The sequence below is a fragment of the Streptomyces viridosporus genome (assembly GCF_002078235.1).
Classification (GTDB): Bacteria; Actinomycetota; Actinomycetes; order Streptomycetales; family Streptomycetaceae; genus Streptomyces; species Streptomyces viridosporus.
Genome location: NZ_MSGP01000263.1, coordinates 1 through 18119 on the forward strand (window position 1 = coordinate 1; position 18119 = coordinate 18119).

17 protein-coding genes and 1 pseudogene are annotated in these 18119 nt (G+C 71.2%); 11 read left to right on the forward strand and 7 right to left on the reverse strand.

Annotated elements, in window-relative coordinates; translation table 11 throughout:
- The first annotated feature begins 42 nt into the window (after window positions 1-42).
- Window positions 43-3405, forward strand: a complete 3363-nt coding sequence (locus B7L92_RS19355) for a tetratricopeptide repeat protein (protein WP_081238784.1) — start codon at window positions 43-45, stop codon at window positions 3403-3405.
- 412 nt (window positions 3406-3817) lie between these two features.
- Here the strand turns inward: B7L92_RS19355 and B7L92_RS19360 are convergent, their stop codons facing one another.
- The 3 genes from B7L92_RS19360 to B7L92_RS19370 all read right to left on the reverse strand — a co-directional run bounded on the left by B7L92_RS19360 (window position 3818) and on the right by B7L92_RS19370 (window position 5563).
- Complete coding sequence (locus B7L92_RS19360) at window positions 3818-4147, reverse strand: branched-chain amino acid transporter permease (protein ID WP_081238785.1); 330 nt, start codon at window positions 4145-4147, stop codon at window positions 3818-3820.
- A complete protein-coding gene (locus B7L92_RS19365) occupies window positions 4140-4592 on the reverse strand; it encodes an ABC transporter permease family protein (protein WP_174703987.1) in 453 nt (150 codons plus the stop codon). The genes B7L92_RS19360 and B7L92_RS19365 overlap by 8 nt, the downstream gene beginning before the upstream one ends.
- Window positions 4593-5113: 521 nt before the next feature.
- Window positions 5114-5563: a site-specific integrase gene (locus tag B7L92_RS19370; RefSeq protein ID WP_081238786.1), complete on the reverse strand. Its 450-nt coding sequence runs from the start codon at window positions 5561-5563 to the stop codon at window positions 5114-5116.
- A 51-nt stretch (window positions 5564-5614) separates the two neighbouring features.
- Between B7L92_RS19370 and B7L92_RS19375 the strand changes: the two genes are divergently transcribed.
- On the forward strand, window positions 5615-6166 hold the full coding sequence (locus B7L92_RS19375; RefSeq protein ID WP_081238787.1) for an SMI1/KNR4 family protein: 552 nt from the start codon (window positions 5615-5617) through the stop codon (window positions 6164-6166).
- A 203-nt stretch (window positions 6167-6369) separates the two neighbouring features.
- Here B7L92_RS19375 and B7L92_RS19380 read toward each other — a convergent pair whose 3' ends face one another.
- On the reverse strand, window positions 6370-6879 hold the full coding sequence (locus B7L92_RS19380) for a DinB family protein (protein ID WP_081238788.1): 510 nt from the start codon (window positions 6877-6879) through the stop codon (window positions 6370-6372).
- 216 nt (window positions 6880-7095) lie between these two features.
- On the opposite strand from B7L92_RS19380, the gene B7L92_RS19385 reads away from it, so the two are divergent.
- The 6 genes from B7L92_RS19385 to B7L92_RS19410 all read left to right on the forward strand — a co-directional run bounded on the left by B7L92_RS19385 (window position 7096) and on the right by B7L92_RS19410 (window position 13212).
- Window positions 7096-7764 (forward strand): hypothetical protein, encoded by a 669-nt coding sequence (locus B7L92_RS19385; RefSeq protein ID WP_081238789.1) that lies wholly within the window; start codon window positions 7096-7098, stop codon window positions 7762-7764.
- A gap of 500 nt (window positions 7765-8264) precedes the next feature.
- Window positions 8265-9248 carry a hypothetical protein gene (locus B7L92_RS19390; RefSeq protein WP_255311039.1) on the forward strand — a complete coding sequence of 328 codons (984 nt, stop codon included), beginning with the start codon at window positions 8265-8267 and terminating at the stop codon, window positions 9246-9248.
- A gap of 607 nt (window positions 9249-9855) precedes the next feature.
- A complete protein-coding gene (locus B7L92_RS19395) occupies window positions 9856-10908 on the forward strand; it encodes a hypothetical protein (protein ID WP_255311040.1) in 1053 nt (350 codons plus the stop codon).
- Window positions 10905-12125 carry a hypothetical protein gene (locus tag B7L92_RS19400; RefSeq protein WP_081238797.1) on the forward strand — a complete coding sequence of 407 codons (1221 nt, stop codon included), beginning with the start codon at window positions 10905-10907 and terminating at the stop codon, window positions 12123-12125. The genes B7L92_RS19395 and B7L92_RS19400 overlap by 4 nt, the downstream gene beginning before the upstream one ends.
- A gap of 413 nt (window positions 12126-12538) precedes the next feature.
- On the forward strand, window positions 12539-12814 hold the full coding sequence (locus tag B7L92_RS19405) for a hypothetical protein (RefSeq protein WP_081238791.1): 276 nt from the start codon (window positions 12539-12541) through the stop codon (window positions 12812-12814).
- Entirely contained in the window at window positions 12814-13212 is a 399-nt protein-coding gene (locus B7L92_RS19410; RefSeq protein ID WP_081238792.1) for a PIN domain-containing protein, read from the forward strand. Before B7L92_RS19405 ends, B7L92_RS19410 begins: the two co-directional genes overlap by 1 nt.
- A 143-nt stretch (window positions 13213-13355) precedes the next feature.
- Here the strand turns inward: B7L92_RS19410 and B7L92_RS41435 are convergent.
- Both B7L92_RS41435 and B7L92_RS19420 read right to left on the reverse strand, forming a co-directional pair.
- A pseudogene (locus B7L92_RS41435) lies at window positions 13356-13670 on the reverse strand (transposase); the annotation flags it as partial.
- A 62-nt stretch (window positions 13671-13732) separates the two neighbouring features.
- A complete protein-coding gene (locus B7L92_RS19420) occupies window positions 13733-14383 on the reverse strand; it encodes a TetR/AcrR family transcriptional regulator (RefSeq protein ID WP_255311041.1) in 651 nt (216 codons plus the stop codon).
- A gap of 80 nt (window positions 14384-14463) precedes the next feature.
- Between B7L92_RS19420 and B7L92_RS19425 the strand changes: the two genes are divergently transcribed.
- From B7L92_RS19425 to B7L92_RS19435, 3 genes are all read left to right on the forward strand, one after another.
- On the forward strand, window positions 14464-15639 hold the full coding sequence (locus B7L92_RS19425; protein ID WP_081238793.1) for an FAD-dependent oxidoreductase: 1176 nt from the start codon (window positions 14464-14466) through the stop codon (window positions 15637-15639).
- Window positions 15640-15916: 277 nt separating this feature from the next.
- Complete coding sequence (locus B7L92_RS19430) at window positions 15917-16114, forward strand: hypothetical protein (RefSeq protein ID WP_174703988.1); 198 nt, start codon at window positions 15917-15919, stop codon at window positions 16112-16114.
- Window positions 16115-16608: 494 nt separating this feature from the next.
- Window positions 16609-17103: an anthrone oxygenase family protein gene (locus B7L92_RS19435; protein WP_081238795.1), complete on the forward strand. Its 495-nt coding sequence runs from the start codon at window positions 16609-16611 to the stop codon at window positions 17101-17103.
- A gap of 63 nt (window positions 17104-17166) precedes the next feature.
- Here the strand turns inward: B7L92_RS19435 and B7L92_RS19440 are convergent, their stop codons facing one another.
- On the reverse strand, window positions 17167-17760 hold the full coding sequence (locus B7L92_RS19440) for an anthrone oxygenase family protein (RefSeq protein ID WP_081238796.1): 594 nt from the start codon (window positions 17758-17760) through the stop codon (window positions 17167-17169).
- Window positions 17761-18119 lie beyond the last annotated feature (359 nt).

Below are 18119 nucleotides of genomic sequence, written 5' to 3' on the forward strand. Positions count from 1 at the left end.
CCCCTTCCCCCACCTGCCCACGGCTCTCCCCTGACCCTTCACATGGCCGCCCTGGTGCACCTCCTGGACGCGGCGCAGGGAGTGGCGGCCACCGCGGGTGACACACCGGCCGTCGAGGAACGTCTTCTGCGGCACGAGCGGGCGCACTGGCGCGGCACCGCTCAGACGCACCGGCTCTGTCCTCCTCTGCTGTGGAGTGCGCTGGAGGACGCGGTGGCCGCGGTCGTGGCCCTGGGGCCGAGCGGGCCGCGCGAGACGACCGCCGTGCTCGCCCGAGTGCTCGGTGACGACGACGGCGGCGGGGTGCCCGGCGGGGTCCGGGCCGTGCACGCCTGGGTCCGGGCCGCGCTCCCGGCCGACGGTGGCGCCGTCGGGCGCCTGCGGCCGGACCGGTTGGCCGAACGGCTGGTGGGCGAGCGCTTCCGGGACAGTCCGAGCCTGGTCGACGCGCTGCTGCCGACCGCCACCCCCGGCCAGGCCGCCAGATTCCTCACCCTGGTCACCCGGGCCTCCGTACGGGGAGCCGGCCCCGGCACCGAGGATCTGACCGACTGGTGCCTGCGCCACCCGACGGTGCTCGGTCCGGCGGCCGTCGCCCTGGCCTCCCGTCTGGAGGAGCCGGCCCCCCTGCTGGCCGCGCTGCAGGCACTCGTCGACCGCCCCGACGCCCCGCTCGACGAACTCGAGCACCTGGCCGCGGGCGTCCCGCCCCGCCCGTATCTACTGGCCCCCTGGGTACTGACCCTGCACCGGCGCATCGTCGCGGCCCACCGGCTGCGGGCCGCCGTCGACCCCGCGGCACGCCCGGATCTCGCCGTCGCGCTGCGGCAGCTGTCCAAGCGCCTGTCGTCCATGGGCGAGCGGGAGGAGTGCCTCGACGCGGTGCAGGAGGCTTACGACCTGTGGCGGGAGATCCCGGCGGATCATCCGTGCCACCAGGCCGAACGGGGAGCCTGCCGCGTCAACGCGTCCCATTTCCTCGCCGCTGTCGAACGCCGGCGGGAGGCGTACCAGGCCGCGACGGAGGGCGTGGAGCTGCTGCGCGCCGCGCTGCGCCCCGACGACTCCGAGAGCCGGGTGAACCTGGTGAAAGCCCTGGACACGCTCGCGGTGGCCGCGGGCGCCCTCGGCCACCACGACACGGCGTGGCGCGTGGCCGAGGAGAGCAGGCGACGGTGCGAGGCCCTCTGGGACGACGACCCGGAGGCGCACGACTCCCTCATGGTGAACCACCTGAACAACCACGCCATCGTCGCGATGGAATCCGGCCGCCGCGACAACGCCCTGGCATCGACTCGGAGGGCGGTCAAGCTCCAGCGGCGGCTCGCCGACGAGAACCCCGACGCCGAACTGTCGGGGCTCGCCCTGATCCTCGCCACCGCCTCCTTCGCGGCGCAGTTGGCCGGTTCTCACCGCGAGGCGCTGGACGACATCCGCGAATCCGTCGCCCTCCGCAGACGGCTCGCCGCGGCACACCCGCGTGCGTACCAGGCCGACCTCGCGAACACCCTCAACAGCCTGGCCATCGACCTCGACAACCTCGGACATCACGCGGAGGCGCTCGACGCCGCCGAGGAATCGGTATGGCTCCACCGCGACCTGGCCGACGAACAACCGCACGTCCACACGCCCCGTCTGGCACTGGCCCTCAACACCCTGGCTCTGAAGCGCCGGGACAACGGCCACCGCCGCCGGGCGCACCGCGTCGCGAAACAGAGCGTCCACCTCTACCGCGAGCTGGCCCGCCTCGAACCGGGCGGCTTCCTCAACCTCCTGGCCATGTCCCTCACCACCCTCGCCGGCACGTTGCGGTCCGAGGACGGAACACCGCAGGAGACGGCCCGTGCGGCCGACCACTTCCGGGAGGCGGCGGGCATCCTCCGGGACCTGGCCGAAACCGCACCCGCGGCCCACCTCCCGGACCTCGCCGCCTGCCTCAACAACCTGGCAGGCGCATACCTCGAGCTCGGTGAACCGCACAAAGCCCTGGAGACGGTCCGGGAATCCATGGAGCTCAACAGCGAGGCGGAGGAGAACCTGCCGGCGGCCTTCGCCGAGCCGATGCTCAGGAACTGGCTGACAGCCATGCGAAGTCACCACGCCCTCGGGAACTTCGAGGAGGTGCTCCACGCGGGTGAAGAGGCCCTGCGACGGCTGCGCACGCTGACCGTCGAGGCGCCCGTACGTTACGAGACCGACCTCTGGAGCGTCCTGGCAGCCACCGGTGAGCTGCTGTGGACCGGCGGGGAGCACGAGGAGTCCCTCAGGCGTTCCCGCGAAGCGCTGGACATCAAGGACCGCTGGGTTCGGCAGGATCCCGAGCGTCACCGGGCCCAGCAGGCCGACTGCCTCGAGACGCACGCGCGACGGTTGTGGTGGCTCGGCCGCACGACGGAAGCGGCCACGACCGCGGACGAGGCGTGCACGCACCGGCGCGCCGAGCACCGGCACCGGGGTGACGACCTCACCGGGCTCGCCCTGGCACTCTCCGAGGTCCTGCTCGCCGAAATGCTGGACGCCTGCGGTCGCCGGCAGGACGCCCTGGCCCCCTTGGAGAGCGCCCTCGCCGGGCTCCGCACCCACCGTCCCGGTGATCCGTCCGGCCTACGCGCCGAACTGTCGGCCGTGCTCCTGCGCCGGGCCGGCTTGCTGTGGCGTGCCGGTGACCCGTCGGAAGCGGTCGCGAGTGCCGAGGAGGCGGTCGCGGTCGCCCGCACCGACGCCGAACCGCCGCTCGCCGACGCCGTGGTGGGCGAAGCCCTGCTGCAACGCGCCGTGCTGCTGTCCGAGGTGGCGGCCGTCTCGGACGCGGCCTCGCCGGAGGCAGCCCTGACCCTGCTCGCCGAGGCCGTCGCGTTCTGCGCGGCGCTGCCGAAGGACACCTGGGGCGCATTGCTGCGCGCCAGATCACTGCACGCGTTCGCCCTGTGCGCGGTGGCCGATCCGGACAGCCCGGAGAGGGGGGAGGAGGCCGTCGCGGCGAGCGAGAGCGCCGTGCGCATCCTGCGCCGCCTCGACGACGGGTCCCCTCCGCTGGGCCCCGTCCTGACCGAGTCCCTCATCGGGCACGCACGGGCGCTCGCTCGGACCGCACGGGCGCAGCGCGCCGGAGAGGTGGCGCAGGAGGCGGTCCGGCGGGCACGTTCGCACGCGGCCGGGGAACCGCGCGCCCACCGTGAACTGCTCGCATACGCTCTGGCCGTCTTCGCGCACGCTCGGTTGGCGGCGGGCGACCGCTCCGACGCCGCTCGCGCCGCTTCCGCCGAGGCCGTCGACCTGTTCCGCGAACTCGTCGAGGAGCAGCCGCTCGCCATGGCCCGGTACGCCGGTGAGGCGCGGGAGGTCCACGACCGGCTGCACGCAGGCCGTCCGCCCACTGCGGAGGAGTCGGCTCCGTCCCGCTGAGCGCGGACCGCGCGCCACCTGTCCGGGTGCCGCCCTGGCCGGCCGCCACGCGGAGTTCGCCTCCCGGAGTTCGCCTCGCCGACGCCGCCCACGGCCGGTACCGGCTTCGCCACGCCGCACACCTCACGCCGCACACCTGTAGTGCACCGTCGGCTGACGCCGGAGACCCCTGGGCCCCCTGGGCGTCGGTGCGGCCGGCGGAGATGCGGGAGGAGGCCGGGGACCGAGAGGGAGCCGAACGGCTGTACCGTGCCGCCGCCGGCACCGGAAACACCTGCCCCCTGTGCCTGTGGTCGCCGGCGACGCGGGAGCAGGTGAGGAGGCGAGCCCACCAGTACCGAGGCCGGCCACCGCGCGGGCCAAGCTGCTCTGCTTTCTGACGGGCATGTCAGCGGGGACGGGCGTGTGCCGCTCATACGGTGAAGACGGTGCTGGACAGGGCCACGGTGACGGCCGTGCCGCCCAGGACGCTCAGCAGGGCGTTGCGGCGCCACAGGTGCAGACCGACGGTGACGGCCAGGCCCACCAGCGGCGCGAGGACGCGTACCTCGGTCAGCGGCAGGGTGCGCAGAGTGTAGAGGCTCAGGATCACCATGACCCCGGCGGGCATGCGGGTGCTGAGGTACTGCAGGGTCCGGCTGGAGCGCAGGGACTCCAGGGCGGTGAAGGGCAGGGCCCGCAGGGCCCAGGTGAGGGCGCAGCAGACGGCGGCGACGGCGATCAGGTAGCGGGTGTCAGGCACGGGCGGGCTCCCGGCGGGCGCTGCGGTGGCGGACCAGCAGGGCGGCGGTGAACAGGCCGAATGCGGTGAGCAGCATCTGGCCGGGGGTGATCAGGCGGGCGATGAGCGCGGCGAGCAGGGCCAGCAGTGGGGTGGGCAGGTCGTGGCGGCGGTCGCGGATGGCGTCCAGGGCCAGGACGACGAGCAGGGCGGTCATGGCGAAGTCCAGGCCGGTGATGCGCGGTGGGATCAGCGAGCCGACCAGGGCGCCGATGAGCGCGCCGGCGACGCAGTACGCGTGGTTGAACGCCTGGAAGGACACGATGCGCGTGCTCGACCAGGTGCGGGCCTGTCCGCCCGTGGTCATGGCATACGCCTCGTCGCTCAGCGCGAAGGTGCTGTAGAGCTTGGCCAGGCGTCCCTCGACGCGGTGCAGGGGCCCGCCGTCCAGCGCCTCGAATCCCACCTCACCATGAAGAAGATCAAGGGCGGCCCCTGACCGCGATCGGCCCCTCTCCGCTGCTCCGACCGCCGCCCCCGCCCCGTCGTCGAACGATCGTCTGCCGACAGGTGCCGCGCGCATCCGACGAACCCGGGCGTTCCGGGACGCTGGGGCGCCGCCGATCCAACACAACGCAGGGCCCGCCGCGAGTACGAGAACCGAGTCAACGCCCTCACGAGTACGGCCGAGCCATGATCGACGGCTCGGCGGTAACCGCAGCCAACCGTCCCGTGGTGCTTACGCGGACACGGCACCGGCTTCCCACTCGGCCGTCACGTGATGACGGGGACGATGGTCGTCAGGTGCCTTTCTGTTCGCGGGCCTTGGCCCGGACGGCATACAACGGGTTGTTCGTCTTGCCCCGGGCGGGCTCGATGTAGTGCTTGCGGACCGTGGGGAACCGGGCTTCCACCGGCCCTGTGCGGTCGGGTCCCCGCCCGCCTCGCTGATCTCCTGTGCCGGGCCCCGGCGCAGGCCGTGCGCGGTCACCGCGCGGTCGCCGGGGCCTTGATGGCGGTGAGCCGGGCGCGGTTCTTGACGGTGTTCCCGATCGCGTCGGGGCTGAGGAAGTCGCCGCGCGGCCCGGAGCGCGGGCGGATGGTGCCGCCGCGGGTGATGTGCCGGAACAGCGGGCCGGACGTGATGCCGTGGCGGCGCAGTTCCTCCAGCCACGCGCGGACGCGGACGACGGGGCAGAGGGCCGGGTCGTCCGGGTCGGCCGGCACGAACGTGTCCTCGCCGTGGGCGGCCTGGTCGGTCTTGGAGAACGCCACGCGCACGGTCACGCCGTCGTCCTCCACGGCCAGGTGCTCGACCAGGAGGTTCGCGAGTTCGCTGCGGCGGGGCAGCATCCCCCACCCGAGGGTGAGCAGCGCGGCGTCCCGGAGGGCCTTCGGCCGCTCGCGGTCGTCGGCCGCGGTGCAGGTGGCCACCATGGCTGCGGGGCGGGGAGAGGTCTGGGGACTGTCGGCGATAGCGTGCGGGGCATGTGGGACGCCGACGATGTGCGTGAACGGATACGGGTGATGGCCGAGGCCGATCCCGAGTGCCGGAGCTTCAGTGCTCGCAGGCACCGGTGGAGGCTGGCTCCGCCCGTACCGGAGGCCGTGGTAGCCCGTTACGAGCGAGAGCACCGCTTCGAGCTGCCGGCTTCCTACCGGTCGTTCATCACTACGGTGAGCGGTGGGGGTGCCGGGCCGGCGTACGGCTTGTACGAGTTCGGCAGCACGTCGTGGCTGGACCGGCAGGAGGACCTCGACCTGCTGGCCGTGCCCTTCCCCCATGAGGGGCCGTTCCGTCCTTCGCCCGAGCGGTCCGTTTGCGCCGAGCACGCTCCCGGTGAGGAAGACTTCTCACCGTGCTGGTTCACCGGCTCGCTCGTTATCGCCGAAATCGGTTGCGGTTCCTTCTACCGGCTGGTGGTCACCGGCCCTGATCGCGGGCAGGTCTGGACCGACGACCTCGGCTGCGGTGACGCGCTGAGCCCGGGGCCGGACTTCCGCGAGTGGTACGAGCGGTGGTTGTACCACAGCCGCTGATGGTGCCGCTGTGCACGTTCAGCTGTACACAGCTGAGCACCTTCGCTTCGCCCGTACGCCGACATGAGCCAACCTGGAGCACTTCCGACGCACGCCCTGGATGATCGACTCCAAGGGGCCAGTGATCGCAGGCAGTGAGTGAGCGCAGGACGGGTTGTCCGGTGTGGCGGTTCAGCATGTGGAGATCGACGGCTCCTGCGGACTCAAGCGCCCACGGTCCCGTCGACACCCTCACGCAGAAAGTCCGCGTGCCCGTTGTGGCGGCCGTACTCCAGGAGCACATGCACCATCACCATCCGCAGCGACACCTCCTCGCCCCATCGTGGCTGATAACCGGCCTGGTCCAGGGACTCCGCCTCCCGCTCGATGCGGCGCGAGTTCTCCACCTCGGTCTCCCAGGCTACGAACGCCTCGTCCCTGGTCGATGCGCTTGCGTCGTACGCCGCCTGGAAGTCGATCTTGTCGGACCAGACCATGGGTGCGTCGTGGTCCTCGAACACTCGACGGAACCAAGCACGCTCCACCTCCGCCATGTGCCGCACCAGACCGAGCAGCGAAAGCGTGGACGGCGGCATCGACTGCTGTCGCAGCTCCTCGTCGGTGAGCCCTTCGCACTTCATGGCGAGGGTTGCGCGGTGGTAGTCGAGGAAAGCCCGCAGCATGTCGCGTTCGCTGCCAAAACCAGGCGGTCCTGTGCGGTTGTCGCTGGTCACTGATCGTGCTCCTCATCCGTGCCTGCGTTGAGGGCCAGTATCCTCTCCCGTCGGCTGTCCCCTACGGGGGCCGTCGACCGGACCTGATTGTTCCCACGGGGGCCGCCGAACACAGGAACCGGAAGGGCTCATTGGACCCCGCAGCCGCGACTACTCCTTAGAATCGATCATCCAGCGCCCGGCCGACCGCGACGCCTACCACGAACTCTGGGGCTGATGACCTTGAAGCGGAAAACCGTCCTCATCGCCGTCGGCGCCGCTCTCGCGGTGGCGGTCGGTGTCGGCGGCTCAGTTCTCCACCAGGAGGTCAACCAGCGCAACGAGGCGGCCACCACGTCGCACGTGTCGCTGACCCACGACGCGGACTTCTCCGACGACGCCGACCTCGCCGGCGCCGCCGAAGACCTCTTCTACGGCAAGGTCACCGCTCTCAAGGGTCAGAAGGACCTGGGCATCGGTCCCGAGACCCAGTACGCCGTCGAGGTCCAGCGCGTCTTCAAGGGCGATGTGACCGGCGTCGTCGTCGTCAACCAGCAGGGGGGTGAGGACGAGAACGGAGACGTCGTCAACCTTCCCGCGGACGACGCTCTGCTGGAGGTGGGCAAGAGGTATCTGTTCGCCACGAAGTACAACCCCGACCACAGGTTCAACACCGTGATCCCCGTCCACGGGGACGTACCCGTCCCCGACACCGATGCCCCCGCCCCCGGTGCCCCGGACATGAACGGTGACGGACAGCCCACCATGTCCGACCGGTGGATGGCCGCGGTGCAGAACCAGAACGACCTGTCGACCGCGCCGCCCGACGAGGAGCCCACCGAGGAACCGGACGAGGACCCGGACGAGGACCCGATCCCGGAGTCCTCGCCCACCAGCAGGCTCTGACACGGCTGTTCAGGGAGACGGTTGCCCCTCCCGATCGAGGAGGGCGTGCACAACGGAGTCACGCCACTTCCCCGCCTCCGGCACGTACTCACGGATCGCGCCCTCGCGGAGCGAGGAGCGCTGCCACGCCGCGGTACACGCGTACCCGGGTGGTCGGGGGTCGGCGGAGCAGCCACGACGTCTCCTTCCACACACGGTGCAGAAGCGTGCAACTGGCCCGATGGTAAGCCGAGTTCGGTTGACCAGGTCTTACAACCATCCGACGTCGCCGTCGGTCTGGCCTTGCAGCCGACCGGCAGCGCGCCTCACGCGCCGACCGGGGGCCCTGCCCGACCCTTTGATCCGAAGGACGCTCATCCATGCTCATACGGCACTCCCTACGCGCTGTGATCGCCTCACTGGCTCTCGCCTCCACAGTGCTGACAGCCGGCGGGGCCACCGCGGCACCGGCGCCCGGCTAGGAGGTCTCGCTCTCCGGCGAGAGCCCTTCCGAGTCCCTCATGTCCGTCTCCTCCGTCGACGAAGACCTGGCATGGGCGGTGGGGAGGAAGGGGAGCCGGGGCGTCATCATGCGCTGGGACGGCGCGAAGTGGAGCAAGGACACCGCGCCGGGGCTTCCCGATGTCTGGCAGTGGTCATCGGTCAGCGCGGTGTCCGCGGACGATGTCTGGGCCTACGGCACCGTGGGCAGGGACCAGAGGCTCGTGCACTACGACGGGGAACGCTGGAGCAGCGTTCCCACGGTCGGCCCCGCCGACGAATCCTGGCCCGAGGTACCGATCGACGCCGTCCCCGGACGCCTCTTCAAGGGCGGAAACGCGCTCTACACCTACTCCGACGGTGCCTGGCAGACCTTCGAGCTGCCTCCGCTGGTGGACATCCGGGACATCGACGCCCTCTCGGCGAACGACGCCTACGCCACCGGCATGCAGTACCCGGTGGAAGGGGGGCACCCGGTGACCTACCACTGGGACGGCACCACCTGGACGCTGATGGACGAGCCACCCGTACGCGCCGGTACGGACACCGCCAAGATCGCCGCCGTGTCACCGGACAGCGTCTACGTCGCCGGATGGGCCGACGACGGTGCCAACCCGCCCGTACCGAGCGTCACCCACTGGAACGGCACCGCGTGGGAGGACGTCACCGGAGAGCTGGCCGACCTCTACCTCCACGCGATCGCCCCCGACGGCCGTGGCGGGCTGTGGGTCACCGGCAACGACCAGACCGAGCCCGCCCGTGCGGAGCCGGTCTTCTGGCACTACGACGGCACCACCTGGACCAAGGAAACCGGAGCGCCGGCACCCGACGGCGACACCCGGTGGCCGTCCTACACCTTCTACGACCTGGCACCGGCCGACAGCTCCGGTGCCTTCTGGGCCGTCGGCGACTACTCCACGCCCATGGACGCGTACGGTGACATCAAGGTCCACGGCCTGATCGAGCGGTCCACCACGGTGTCCGCGGAGACGGCCGGCCGCTGAGACGGTCGGCCGCTGGGCACCGTACAGGCCCGGCAGGATCCGCGAAGGGCCCGATCAGCGACTGGTCGGGCCCGGCACCACGGTGCGCTTCGGACGCTCACCGCCCCGGCCCACCTCCTCATCGACCACCCCGCCCGGTCCCACGTCGACCGCACCGACCACTACGCCGTGCTCCGCGCCTACGCAGCTCCGCGCCTACGCACCGACCCGCCGCGAAGACGGCAAGCCGTACGTCGCCGAGGCGCACCACCCCGACGAGGACCGCCGGCTCCACGACGGCCGCGGGCACAGTAGCCGAACGGGCCGGGCCTCGGCCGGATGGGCGGTGTGACGGGAGGAAATGCCCACCGCGCAGGGCAGACCACGTTCCTCCGGCCCGTGGCGGAAGGCGCCGGGAGGGGCGTCTCCAAACCCGCGGTATCACCGGCGGAGGCGGGCCCCGGTGCGAATACCGCGCTGCGCACGGTCGTCCCGGATCACTCGGTGGACGATCCCGGCCGACCGGCACCCCGCGCCCCCTGGCGCGAACACCTCAGGTCACGGCACGTAACATCGTTGCGTTTGCTCTGACTTGGTGATTCCGCTGGGGGATGTCGTGGCCGACGGCGTGCGTAAGCGCCTGGGTGTCCTGGCCGGGGTGCTCGCGGGCGCGGTGCTGATGGGCGGTTTCGGCCTGTACGCCACGGACAGCGGGCCGTTCCGGGACGCTTACTGCTGGGGTGCCTGGCAGGAGAACGGCGGCGCCTCGTTCCTCGGCGACGAGGCGCTCGAGAAGTCCGGCTCCCGTCGCGTGTGGCGTGAGTCCGCGCCGCCCTCCGCCGACCGCCCGCGCGGGACCTGTTGGGTCGCGGTGTCCTCGACCGTCGAAGACGACGACTCGGACGAGCCGTTGACGTTCGACGAGCGGGTCATCGTCGACTACGGGCCCGTCCCGGCGGGGGTGAAGGAGCGCCGCGCCTGGCTGGCGCAGAACTTCCACGGCTCCGCCACTCCGCTGCCGGACGGGCTCGAGGGCCTGGTGGCCGGCGACCGGGCCGTGCTGGTGCTGCCGCAGGCGTGCGACGTGGACGGCAGGCCGTCGGTGGTGACGATCCGTGGTGAAAGCTGGGGCGACGGCCACCTGGGCAAGGTGGCCATGCCGTTCACCATCGGCACGTACTCCGATGTCACTCGCCTGCTGCTGGACGCGGCCAACACGGGCATGACCCACGCAGGATGTGCGCCGAAGAAACCTCTGCACACCCGGTCGCCGCTCGTCACCGTCGCGGAGACGAGCGAGCGCGCGGGCGATCCGTTGTGCCGTGTCCCGGGCGTGAGCTTCGAGTTCGGCAGCAGAATGAACTACCAGCAGCAGGTGGGCGCCGTCACGCAGCGGCTGCAGACCTGTTCGGTCGTGCGGGAAACCCGCGGAGAGCCGGACGAGCCGATCGTGCAGTACGTCATGGCGGGCGGGCCGCGCATGACCGCGCTGTTCGACGGGCTGCCGGAGGGGGACGACCAAGGCCTGGTCCACGTCACCTGCGACGGCCGGAAGTCCGTGTTCTACGGGCACGTCCAGGGCGCCGTCGCGGTCGACAAGGCCGCCGTGGAGCGGTCGTTCAAGAACTTCGTCACGTCCGTGGGCGACCGCATCGGGTGTGGGACAGGGGGGCGGGCATGACGACCGGCGAGAACGACGAGGCCACCCGGACCGGAGCCGGGACCGGAACTGGGAACGACGATGCCGGGGGCGCATCCGTCCCCGCGGGAGCGGCGGGCACAGTCCCCCAGGGCGTTGCCGCCCGGCCGTCGTGGGTGCGCCGTCTCCTGCGCAACCGTGCCGTGCTCGCCTCCACCGCCGCCGGGCTCGTCGGCGTACTGCTCGGGGCGGGCACGGTGGCCTGGCGCACGGACACGCTCCCGCTGTTGAAGCCCGACCCCTGCTGGGACTCCCTTCGCGACGCCGGCGTCTCCGCGTTGTTCGGCGACCGCCGGCTGGAGGTCGAGGAGCAGGAGCTACGACTCGACCCGAACACCGCCTCGCTCTCGTACGGGCAGTGCCGGATCACCAGTTTCAAGGGCGACCGGACGCGTCGGCAGGCGATCGTGCGCGTGCACACCCTCGACGGTCTGTACGGCAAGGACGGCCGCAGCTGGCCGGCCGAGTTCCTGTCCAGCCGTATGGTCGCGCTGGGGACCGACCTGCCGGGCATGGTCTCCGCGTCCCGTGCCTGGCTCGCCCTGCCGCAGAGCTGCGTGGGGCGTCCGGGCAGCAGGCTGGGGGGCGCCACCGTCGTCGACGTCGCACTGGGTGAGCACGACTTCGACACGCCGAGCGACTACGACGAGGAGGACCGCGACGCCATGACCCGCGTGATCGTCGACGCGGCCAACGGCGTCATCCGCGAGCTCGGCTGCACGGGTGCCTACCGGGCGCCGGAGAAACTGCCCGACCTTCCCCACTGGGACGACGTGCAGCCGGGCGCCTTCTGCGGGGTGAAGGGCCTCGAGCTCCCGGCCCGGTACCGCGAGGCGCTGGTGCTCAACCGCGTCGGCGGCGAGGGCGGTGCGGCCCGGACCTGCGATGCGGGCCATGACGCCCGTCCGGGGATACGGATGTCGACGGTCGTCGACCCTGCGGTGGCCGGGATCTATTCACTGGAGTTGCGCAGCGGCGGCGCACGCGTGGACGGGACGGAGGGGGACGGGACGATCAGTCCGACCCGCGCCGCTTACCGACTGTCCTGTCAGACGGGCCCGGTGGTCATGGCGGTGGAGAACCTCGAACCGAGCCGCGACAGCGCGAACTTCGTCAGGGACCTGCTGCCCGGCTATGTCGAGGCGGAGTCCGAACGCCTCGGTTGCGGCCCGGTCAAGGTGAAGCTCCCGGCGCCCTGACCGATCCGCGCGCGGAACTCACCGCCGACAGGCTTCCGGGCTCACCACTACGCCGACCTGTTCGGGGAGTCCACCCCGGTGGCCGGAGCGGCGGGAGCGGCGACCCCGGGGCGCGTCGTGCCGCACCCGCTCCGCTCGGTCGACCTCGCAGACGGGACCATTACCGAGCCGGAGATGCTCGTCGGCTTCGCGGTGATGCCCGTGCATACCCCACAGCTCGGCACCACCCTCGACCGGACGACCCCACTGATCTCCGACCCTGATCGAACACATGGAGGCACCTCCGTGACCAGGCGCGGTGTCGTCACCGGCGCCCCCGGTGAATCCAGCGCCCTCACTGCTCATGGCGCGGTCGGTGGTCCGGGGCCCACTCCTCCTCTACCGGGAGTAGAGGAGGGCGGTACAGTGAGGGCATGGCAGCAGATGAGACGAGTATCAAGGTGAGCGTGGCGGCGCGGGACCGGCTGGCCACGCTGGCGGCCGAGCACGGCACGACCATCCGCGGGCTGGTCGAGGATCTCGCGCAGGGCACCCCGACCCAGGCCGAATACGCCGAGCGTGCCGAGCTGGCCCGCGCCGAGCTGGCCTCCGCCCTCGGCACTGCGCCGAGCCCCGAGGCCGAGGAGAAGGCCCGAGCGCTGCTGGAGCGGCTGGGCGGGACGCAGCACACCCCTCAGGCAGCCGCGTAGTGGGGGCGATCGCGGTCGTTCTGGACCACACGACCGCCGGAGCTCTGTACGACCCGAAGGATCCGTTCAACGAGGCGGTCGCGGCGTTCTACGTGCAGGCCTCCGGCGGGCTGGGCACGCTGTACGCGCCGGTGCTGTCGCTGACGGCCGGCGACGCCGAGCGCCCCGGCCTGCTCAGCTACGTCAAGGGGCTGCGGTTCATCCGCATCGAGGCCTTCGACACCGACGCCGCGGTCACCGCCACCGAGCTGCTGCGCTTCGGGCACTCCTGGGCCGCCGTCCACGCCATCCACGCCGCCCGCCCCTCCGCCGCCCACCCCAGCGGACGCTTCCTGCTCACGCTGACCCCGAAGGCGTACGCGGGAACCGGCGTCCAGGCCGTCCACCCCGACCAGTAGGCACCCGGCCCCGGCCCGGCCCCGCCGAAGGCAGCGGGCGAAGACCTCCCGCCGCTCGGCAGGCACACCGGTGAGTGTCGTGCAGCAGGGCGGAGCCCGGCGCGAACCGCCCCTGAAAGCTGTGCCGCACCTGCTGGTCACAGGCGGGATGGCCCGGTGTCGAGGACGACGCGGGTGACGTCGATGAGGTCGGCGTCGTCGAGCCGGTGCAGCACGGTCTCGTGGAGGCGGCCCCGGAGGCCGGCTCTGGACCAGATCAGGAACCGGCGGTGGGCGGTCGACTTCGAGAGGCCGAAGCACGGTGGCAGGGCCCGTCAGGCGCGGCCGGACACCAGCACGTAGATGATCGCCGCGAACAGCGTCTCATCAGGCGTGTCCTGCGTTCCGCCGCCCTGCGGCCGCACCCTCGACGGCGGGATCAACGGCTTCGTGATCTTCCACAACCCGTCCGGAACAATCCGACTCCACGTACCCCGCCCCGTGCCGGGCCCAACGACGCCTCACCACATAGGACACGGTCTTAAGCTTCATCCGCCGAATGTGACGCCGGTCCGGCCAGCCCGTGCAACAGCAGATCCGTGAGGGTGTCGATGACACGCTGGTCGTCTTCGCCGCCGGGGGGCGTGAGCACGGCGTAGTTGAGGGTGACGAGCATCGCGCCTATCGCCGCCGCGATGAACTCGGGGTCGCCGGGCAGCTGGTGTCCGCGCTCGGCCAGGTACTCCAGATGCTCCCGAATGGTTTCTGTCTGCTCGCGCAGGTCGCGCCAGGCCCGGCCCGTGCCGGGGTCGTCGGCCACCATCGCCTGAAACAGTGCGAGCGTGACCGGGCGGTTCTGCCGCATCACCGTCCACGCGACACCGAGGTGGTCGCGCAGCTGGTCGCGGTCGGTCAGGTCGTGGTCGCGGGGGTGTTCCAGGCCGACCATGCGCTCGTCGATCGCATCTTCCATCTCGGCGAGGAGCGCCTGGAGCAGCTCGTCCTTGCCGTCGAAGTGTTCGTAGAACGAGCCGGTCGAGCGTCCGGCCGCGGCGGTGATGTCGGTGATCTTCGTATTGAGGTAGCCGCGATCGTTGAACAGCCCCCGCGCGGCATCCAGCAGCGCGGCACGAGTCTGGGCCGCCCGGACTTTTCGACTGGCGGTACTCGCCTGCGGCATGTCGTCCTCCATCGGCTGTTGACAGATGTCAGCGTATCGGAACAGACTTTCACTGAATCAATATTCAGTGAAACTCAATTCAGGGAGACGTCGTGCGAACGATCGTGATCGGTGGCGGGATAGCCGGGCCTGCCATCGCCCTTGCACTGCAGCAGATCGGTCACGACGTGACCGTCTACGAGGCGTACGATGTTCCGCCCGAGGACGTCGGCGCCCACTTCAGCCTGGCGGTCAACGGCCTGCGCGCGCTGGAGAAGCTGGGCTGCCTACGCGACGTACAGGCGGCCGGATACCCCATCGAACGGATGCGGTTCTACACGGAGGGCGGCCACCTCTTGGGGGACGTGCCACGCCTTCGGCGCGAAGCCGACTCGATGCGCAGCATCTCGCTCCAGCGCGGACGGCTCGTGGCAATCCTGCGGCGCGCGGCGCTCGACGCGGGCGCGCAGATCGTCACCGGTGAACGCCTGGTCGGCGGGACGGAGTTAGCGGACAGCGTGGTGGCCGAATTCGCCTCCGGCCGGCGCGACACCGCGGAGCTGCTCGTGGGCGCCGACGGCGTCTGGTCAACCGTGCGCGGGCTGATCGACTCGTCCGCGCCGCGCGCAGAGTACGCGGGGCTCTACGGGGTCGCCGGAATCGCCACCATGACGGGTCTCGAGCCCGGCGTCTGGAACCTCGTCTACGCGCGCAACGGTGCCTTCGTGTACACCAGCATCGACGAAAAGACCCAGTGGTGGACGGCTCAGATCGGGGATCCGGTCAAGCCCGACCTGCGCGGCATCGACGACGCGCAATGGCTACGGCGCGTCACCGAGCTGTTTCCGGAGGCAATGCCGAGGGCCATCGTCGGAGCCGCGACATCGATAGTCGCGTCCGGCCACCTGAACGTCTGCGATCCGGTCCGGACGTGGCACAGTGGGCGCATGGTCCTGGTCGGCGACGCCGCCCACCCTGTCGGCGTCGGACACGGCGCCTCGATGTGCATCGAGGACGCTTTGGAACTCGCGGCGGCGCTGAGCAGCGCCCCGACCGTCCCAGCGGCACTCAAGGCCTACGACGCGACACGTCGCCCGCGCATCGACAAGCTGCTCAAGCACGGGCACAACGCCCGTGAGAGCAAGCGGCCCGGCGCCGTGAAGCGACAGGTCAACGCGGCGAAGATGCGCGTACTCCTCCCGTTCTTCGAACGGGCGCAGGGATACCTGTACGACTATGAGCCGCCCTCCCTGTCCGCCGTAGACGGATCACAGTCCGCCACGCGCTAGACGGTCTGCAGGCCCGACGCCTCGCTCGTGAAGATGGACGCGGGTTGCCGACGATGGGTGTCGGCAGGGCCTCATTCGCAGGGGACGCCGGTGCATGTCGAGCGTACGAGTGTGGGGTCGGATTTTCACGCCCGTTCGGTGGTGGCGTGCAACGTCCGCAACGGACACGGCGCAAGACCGTACTGACCGACCATTGACCGACCCGAACGGATGACAACCCGGTGTGGCGCCGCATCGAGGACGATGCGGCGCCACACCTATCGAGAAGGAGAAGCAGTTGCTGAAATCGCGGGTGAGGAAGAACCCGGCCATCGGGCTGGTGATCACGGCCGTCATCGCGTCGCTGTCGGTGGTTATTGCGGACGACGGCAGCAAGGTGGAGGAGCTCAGGAAGTCGCTGATAATAGGCTTATCGGTGACGGGAGTAGTGACAGGGGGTACCTGGTTGCTGCAGCGGAGGCGTTCGGCACCGTGACCGGCGTCCGAGCACCGGCCCTGTGGTTACCGGCGTTGCAACAGCATCACCGGGCGCCTCGTCTGGACCGTCCTCGCCTCCCAGATGGTGCGCAGGCTCGGTTCCTTTCGTGTTCTCACCGTCGAGCAACTGACGCGGGCACTGGCGAACGCCGCATGGACCCCTGTCCGGTGGTCCGCAGGATCCGAGCGGGCCACCAGGCAGGCCTCGACCCGGCTCGTGTGACTCCACCGGGCAGGAGACCGAAGCCAATGCCCGGGGCCCGTACGGCAGGGACCGAACCGCGCGTCCCACCCTTCCGCGCACTCCAGCGCGAAGGCCGGTCGGCGGAGTGTCGCGTGCGGTTCGAGCGCAGGCCGGTCGGGGCGCGGAGTCGGGGGGCCCACGGGGTCACCGGTGTTGCTCCGCTGTTGCGCGGGGGAGGATTGACTGGCGTACGTCGTGTCCCGCCCAGGGCTTCGGGGCAGCGACAACAGCCGGAAAGGACACGGGTATTGGACACCGCACAAGGACTCGCGCTGATCGCGGCGACCGTCACCACCGGGCTGGTCAGCGGCCTGTTCTACGGCTACGCCTGCTCGGTGATGCTGGCGCTGCGGGGCACGGCGGACCGTACGTTCATCGAGATGATGCAGCGGATCAACGTCGCGATCCTCAACGGCTGGTTCGTCCTGGGCTACGTGGGCGCGCTGCTGTTCACCGTCGTCGCGCTCGGGCTGCAGCTGGCGGACGGGTGGACGGACGCGGCCGGCCCGACCGTCGCGGCCCTGGTGTGCTACCTGGCGGCCATGGCGGTCACCAGTCGGGTGAACATTCCGCTCAACAACGCCCTGGAGAAGGCCGGGCCGCCGGAGCGGATCACCGAGCCGCACACGGTGCGCCGGCACTTCGAGGGGCCGTGGGTGCGCTGGAACGTCGTACGGGCCGTGCTGTGCAGTGGGGCGCTGGTGCTGCTGTGCTGGTCGCTGATCCTGCACGGGGCCGGCTGACGCGCGACACCCGGTCCCGTGCGGGCCCGGTCCCGCGGGGCCGGATCCCGCGGGGCCGGATCCTCAGCGGCCGTCCGGCAGGGCCTCCGCGCGGCCGTGCAGCCGGACGGCTTGGGTGACGCAGCCCAGGGCGGCGGTGCACAGCAGGGTGCGCAGGATGTTGGTGGTCTCCCACGTGCCCTTGAAATCGTCGATGACGGAGAAGTCGTGAGCCGCGGCGGGGTTGCCGAGGTCGGCGAGTTCGTTGTTGAGCGGGATGTTCACGGTGAACGTGATCAGCAGGACCACCAGGTACAGCGCCGCGGCCAGGCCCGCCCACCGGGCGGTCGGCCTGCGGCCGCGGCGGTACGTGAGGACGGCGGCGGTTCCGGTGGTCAGCAACGCGCCGCAGAAGACGAGGCCGAACAGGCCGTTGCCGTCGATCTCGCTGTTGAAGTACTGCATCGCCGTGGCGAAGGTGCGGTCGTCGGTCCGGTCCAGGCCGGGCATGACCGACACGTCGAAGGCGAAGAACAGGCCTGCCATGAGGCCCATCGCGACGGTGGACACGACGAGCAGCGGGCCGGTCAGCCGGCTCGGCCGGGTGACCGGCTGCTGCTGGTGCGGGGGCGTGTGGCCGGTGAACGGGCCGTGGTGCCGGGAGGGGTCAGCTGTCATCGGGGTGTCCTCGCTCCGGATCGAGATCGTGGTGTGCTGGGGCCGACGCGCGCCGGTGGTGAGCCTAGGCAGGTGACCCCGGGCGCGTCGCGGCCTTCGGACGGCCCTTGGACGGCCTTCCCATGGGTTCTCCAGCGGTCCTGTGGCCGTTCTCGACCGGCTCCCTCCCGGCTGTTGTCCGGGCCCGGCTCCCCCGGTCGGCGTCCGGGCGGGCCCTGCCGGTCACCGGGTCCCGGCCCCGGACGCGCAGCCGAACGCCCGTCCCCGGACGGGCCGCCCAACGCCTGGCCCCGGACGGGCCGCCGAACGCCCAGGGCCGGACGGGCCACCGAGCACCCGGCCCGGGCAGATCGCCGGAC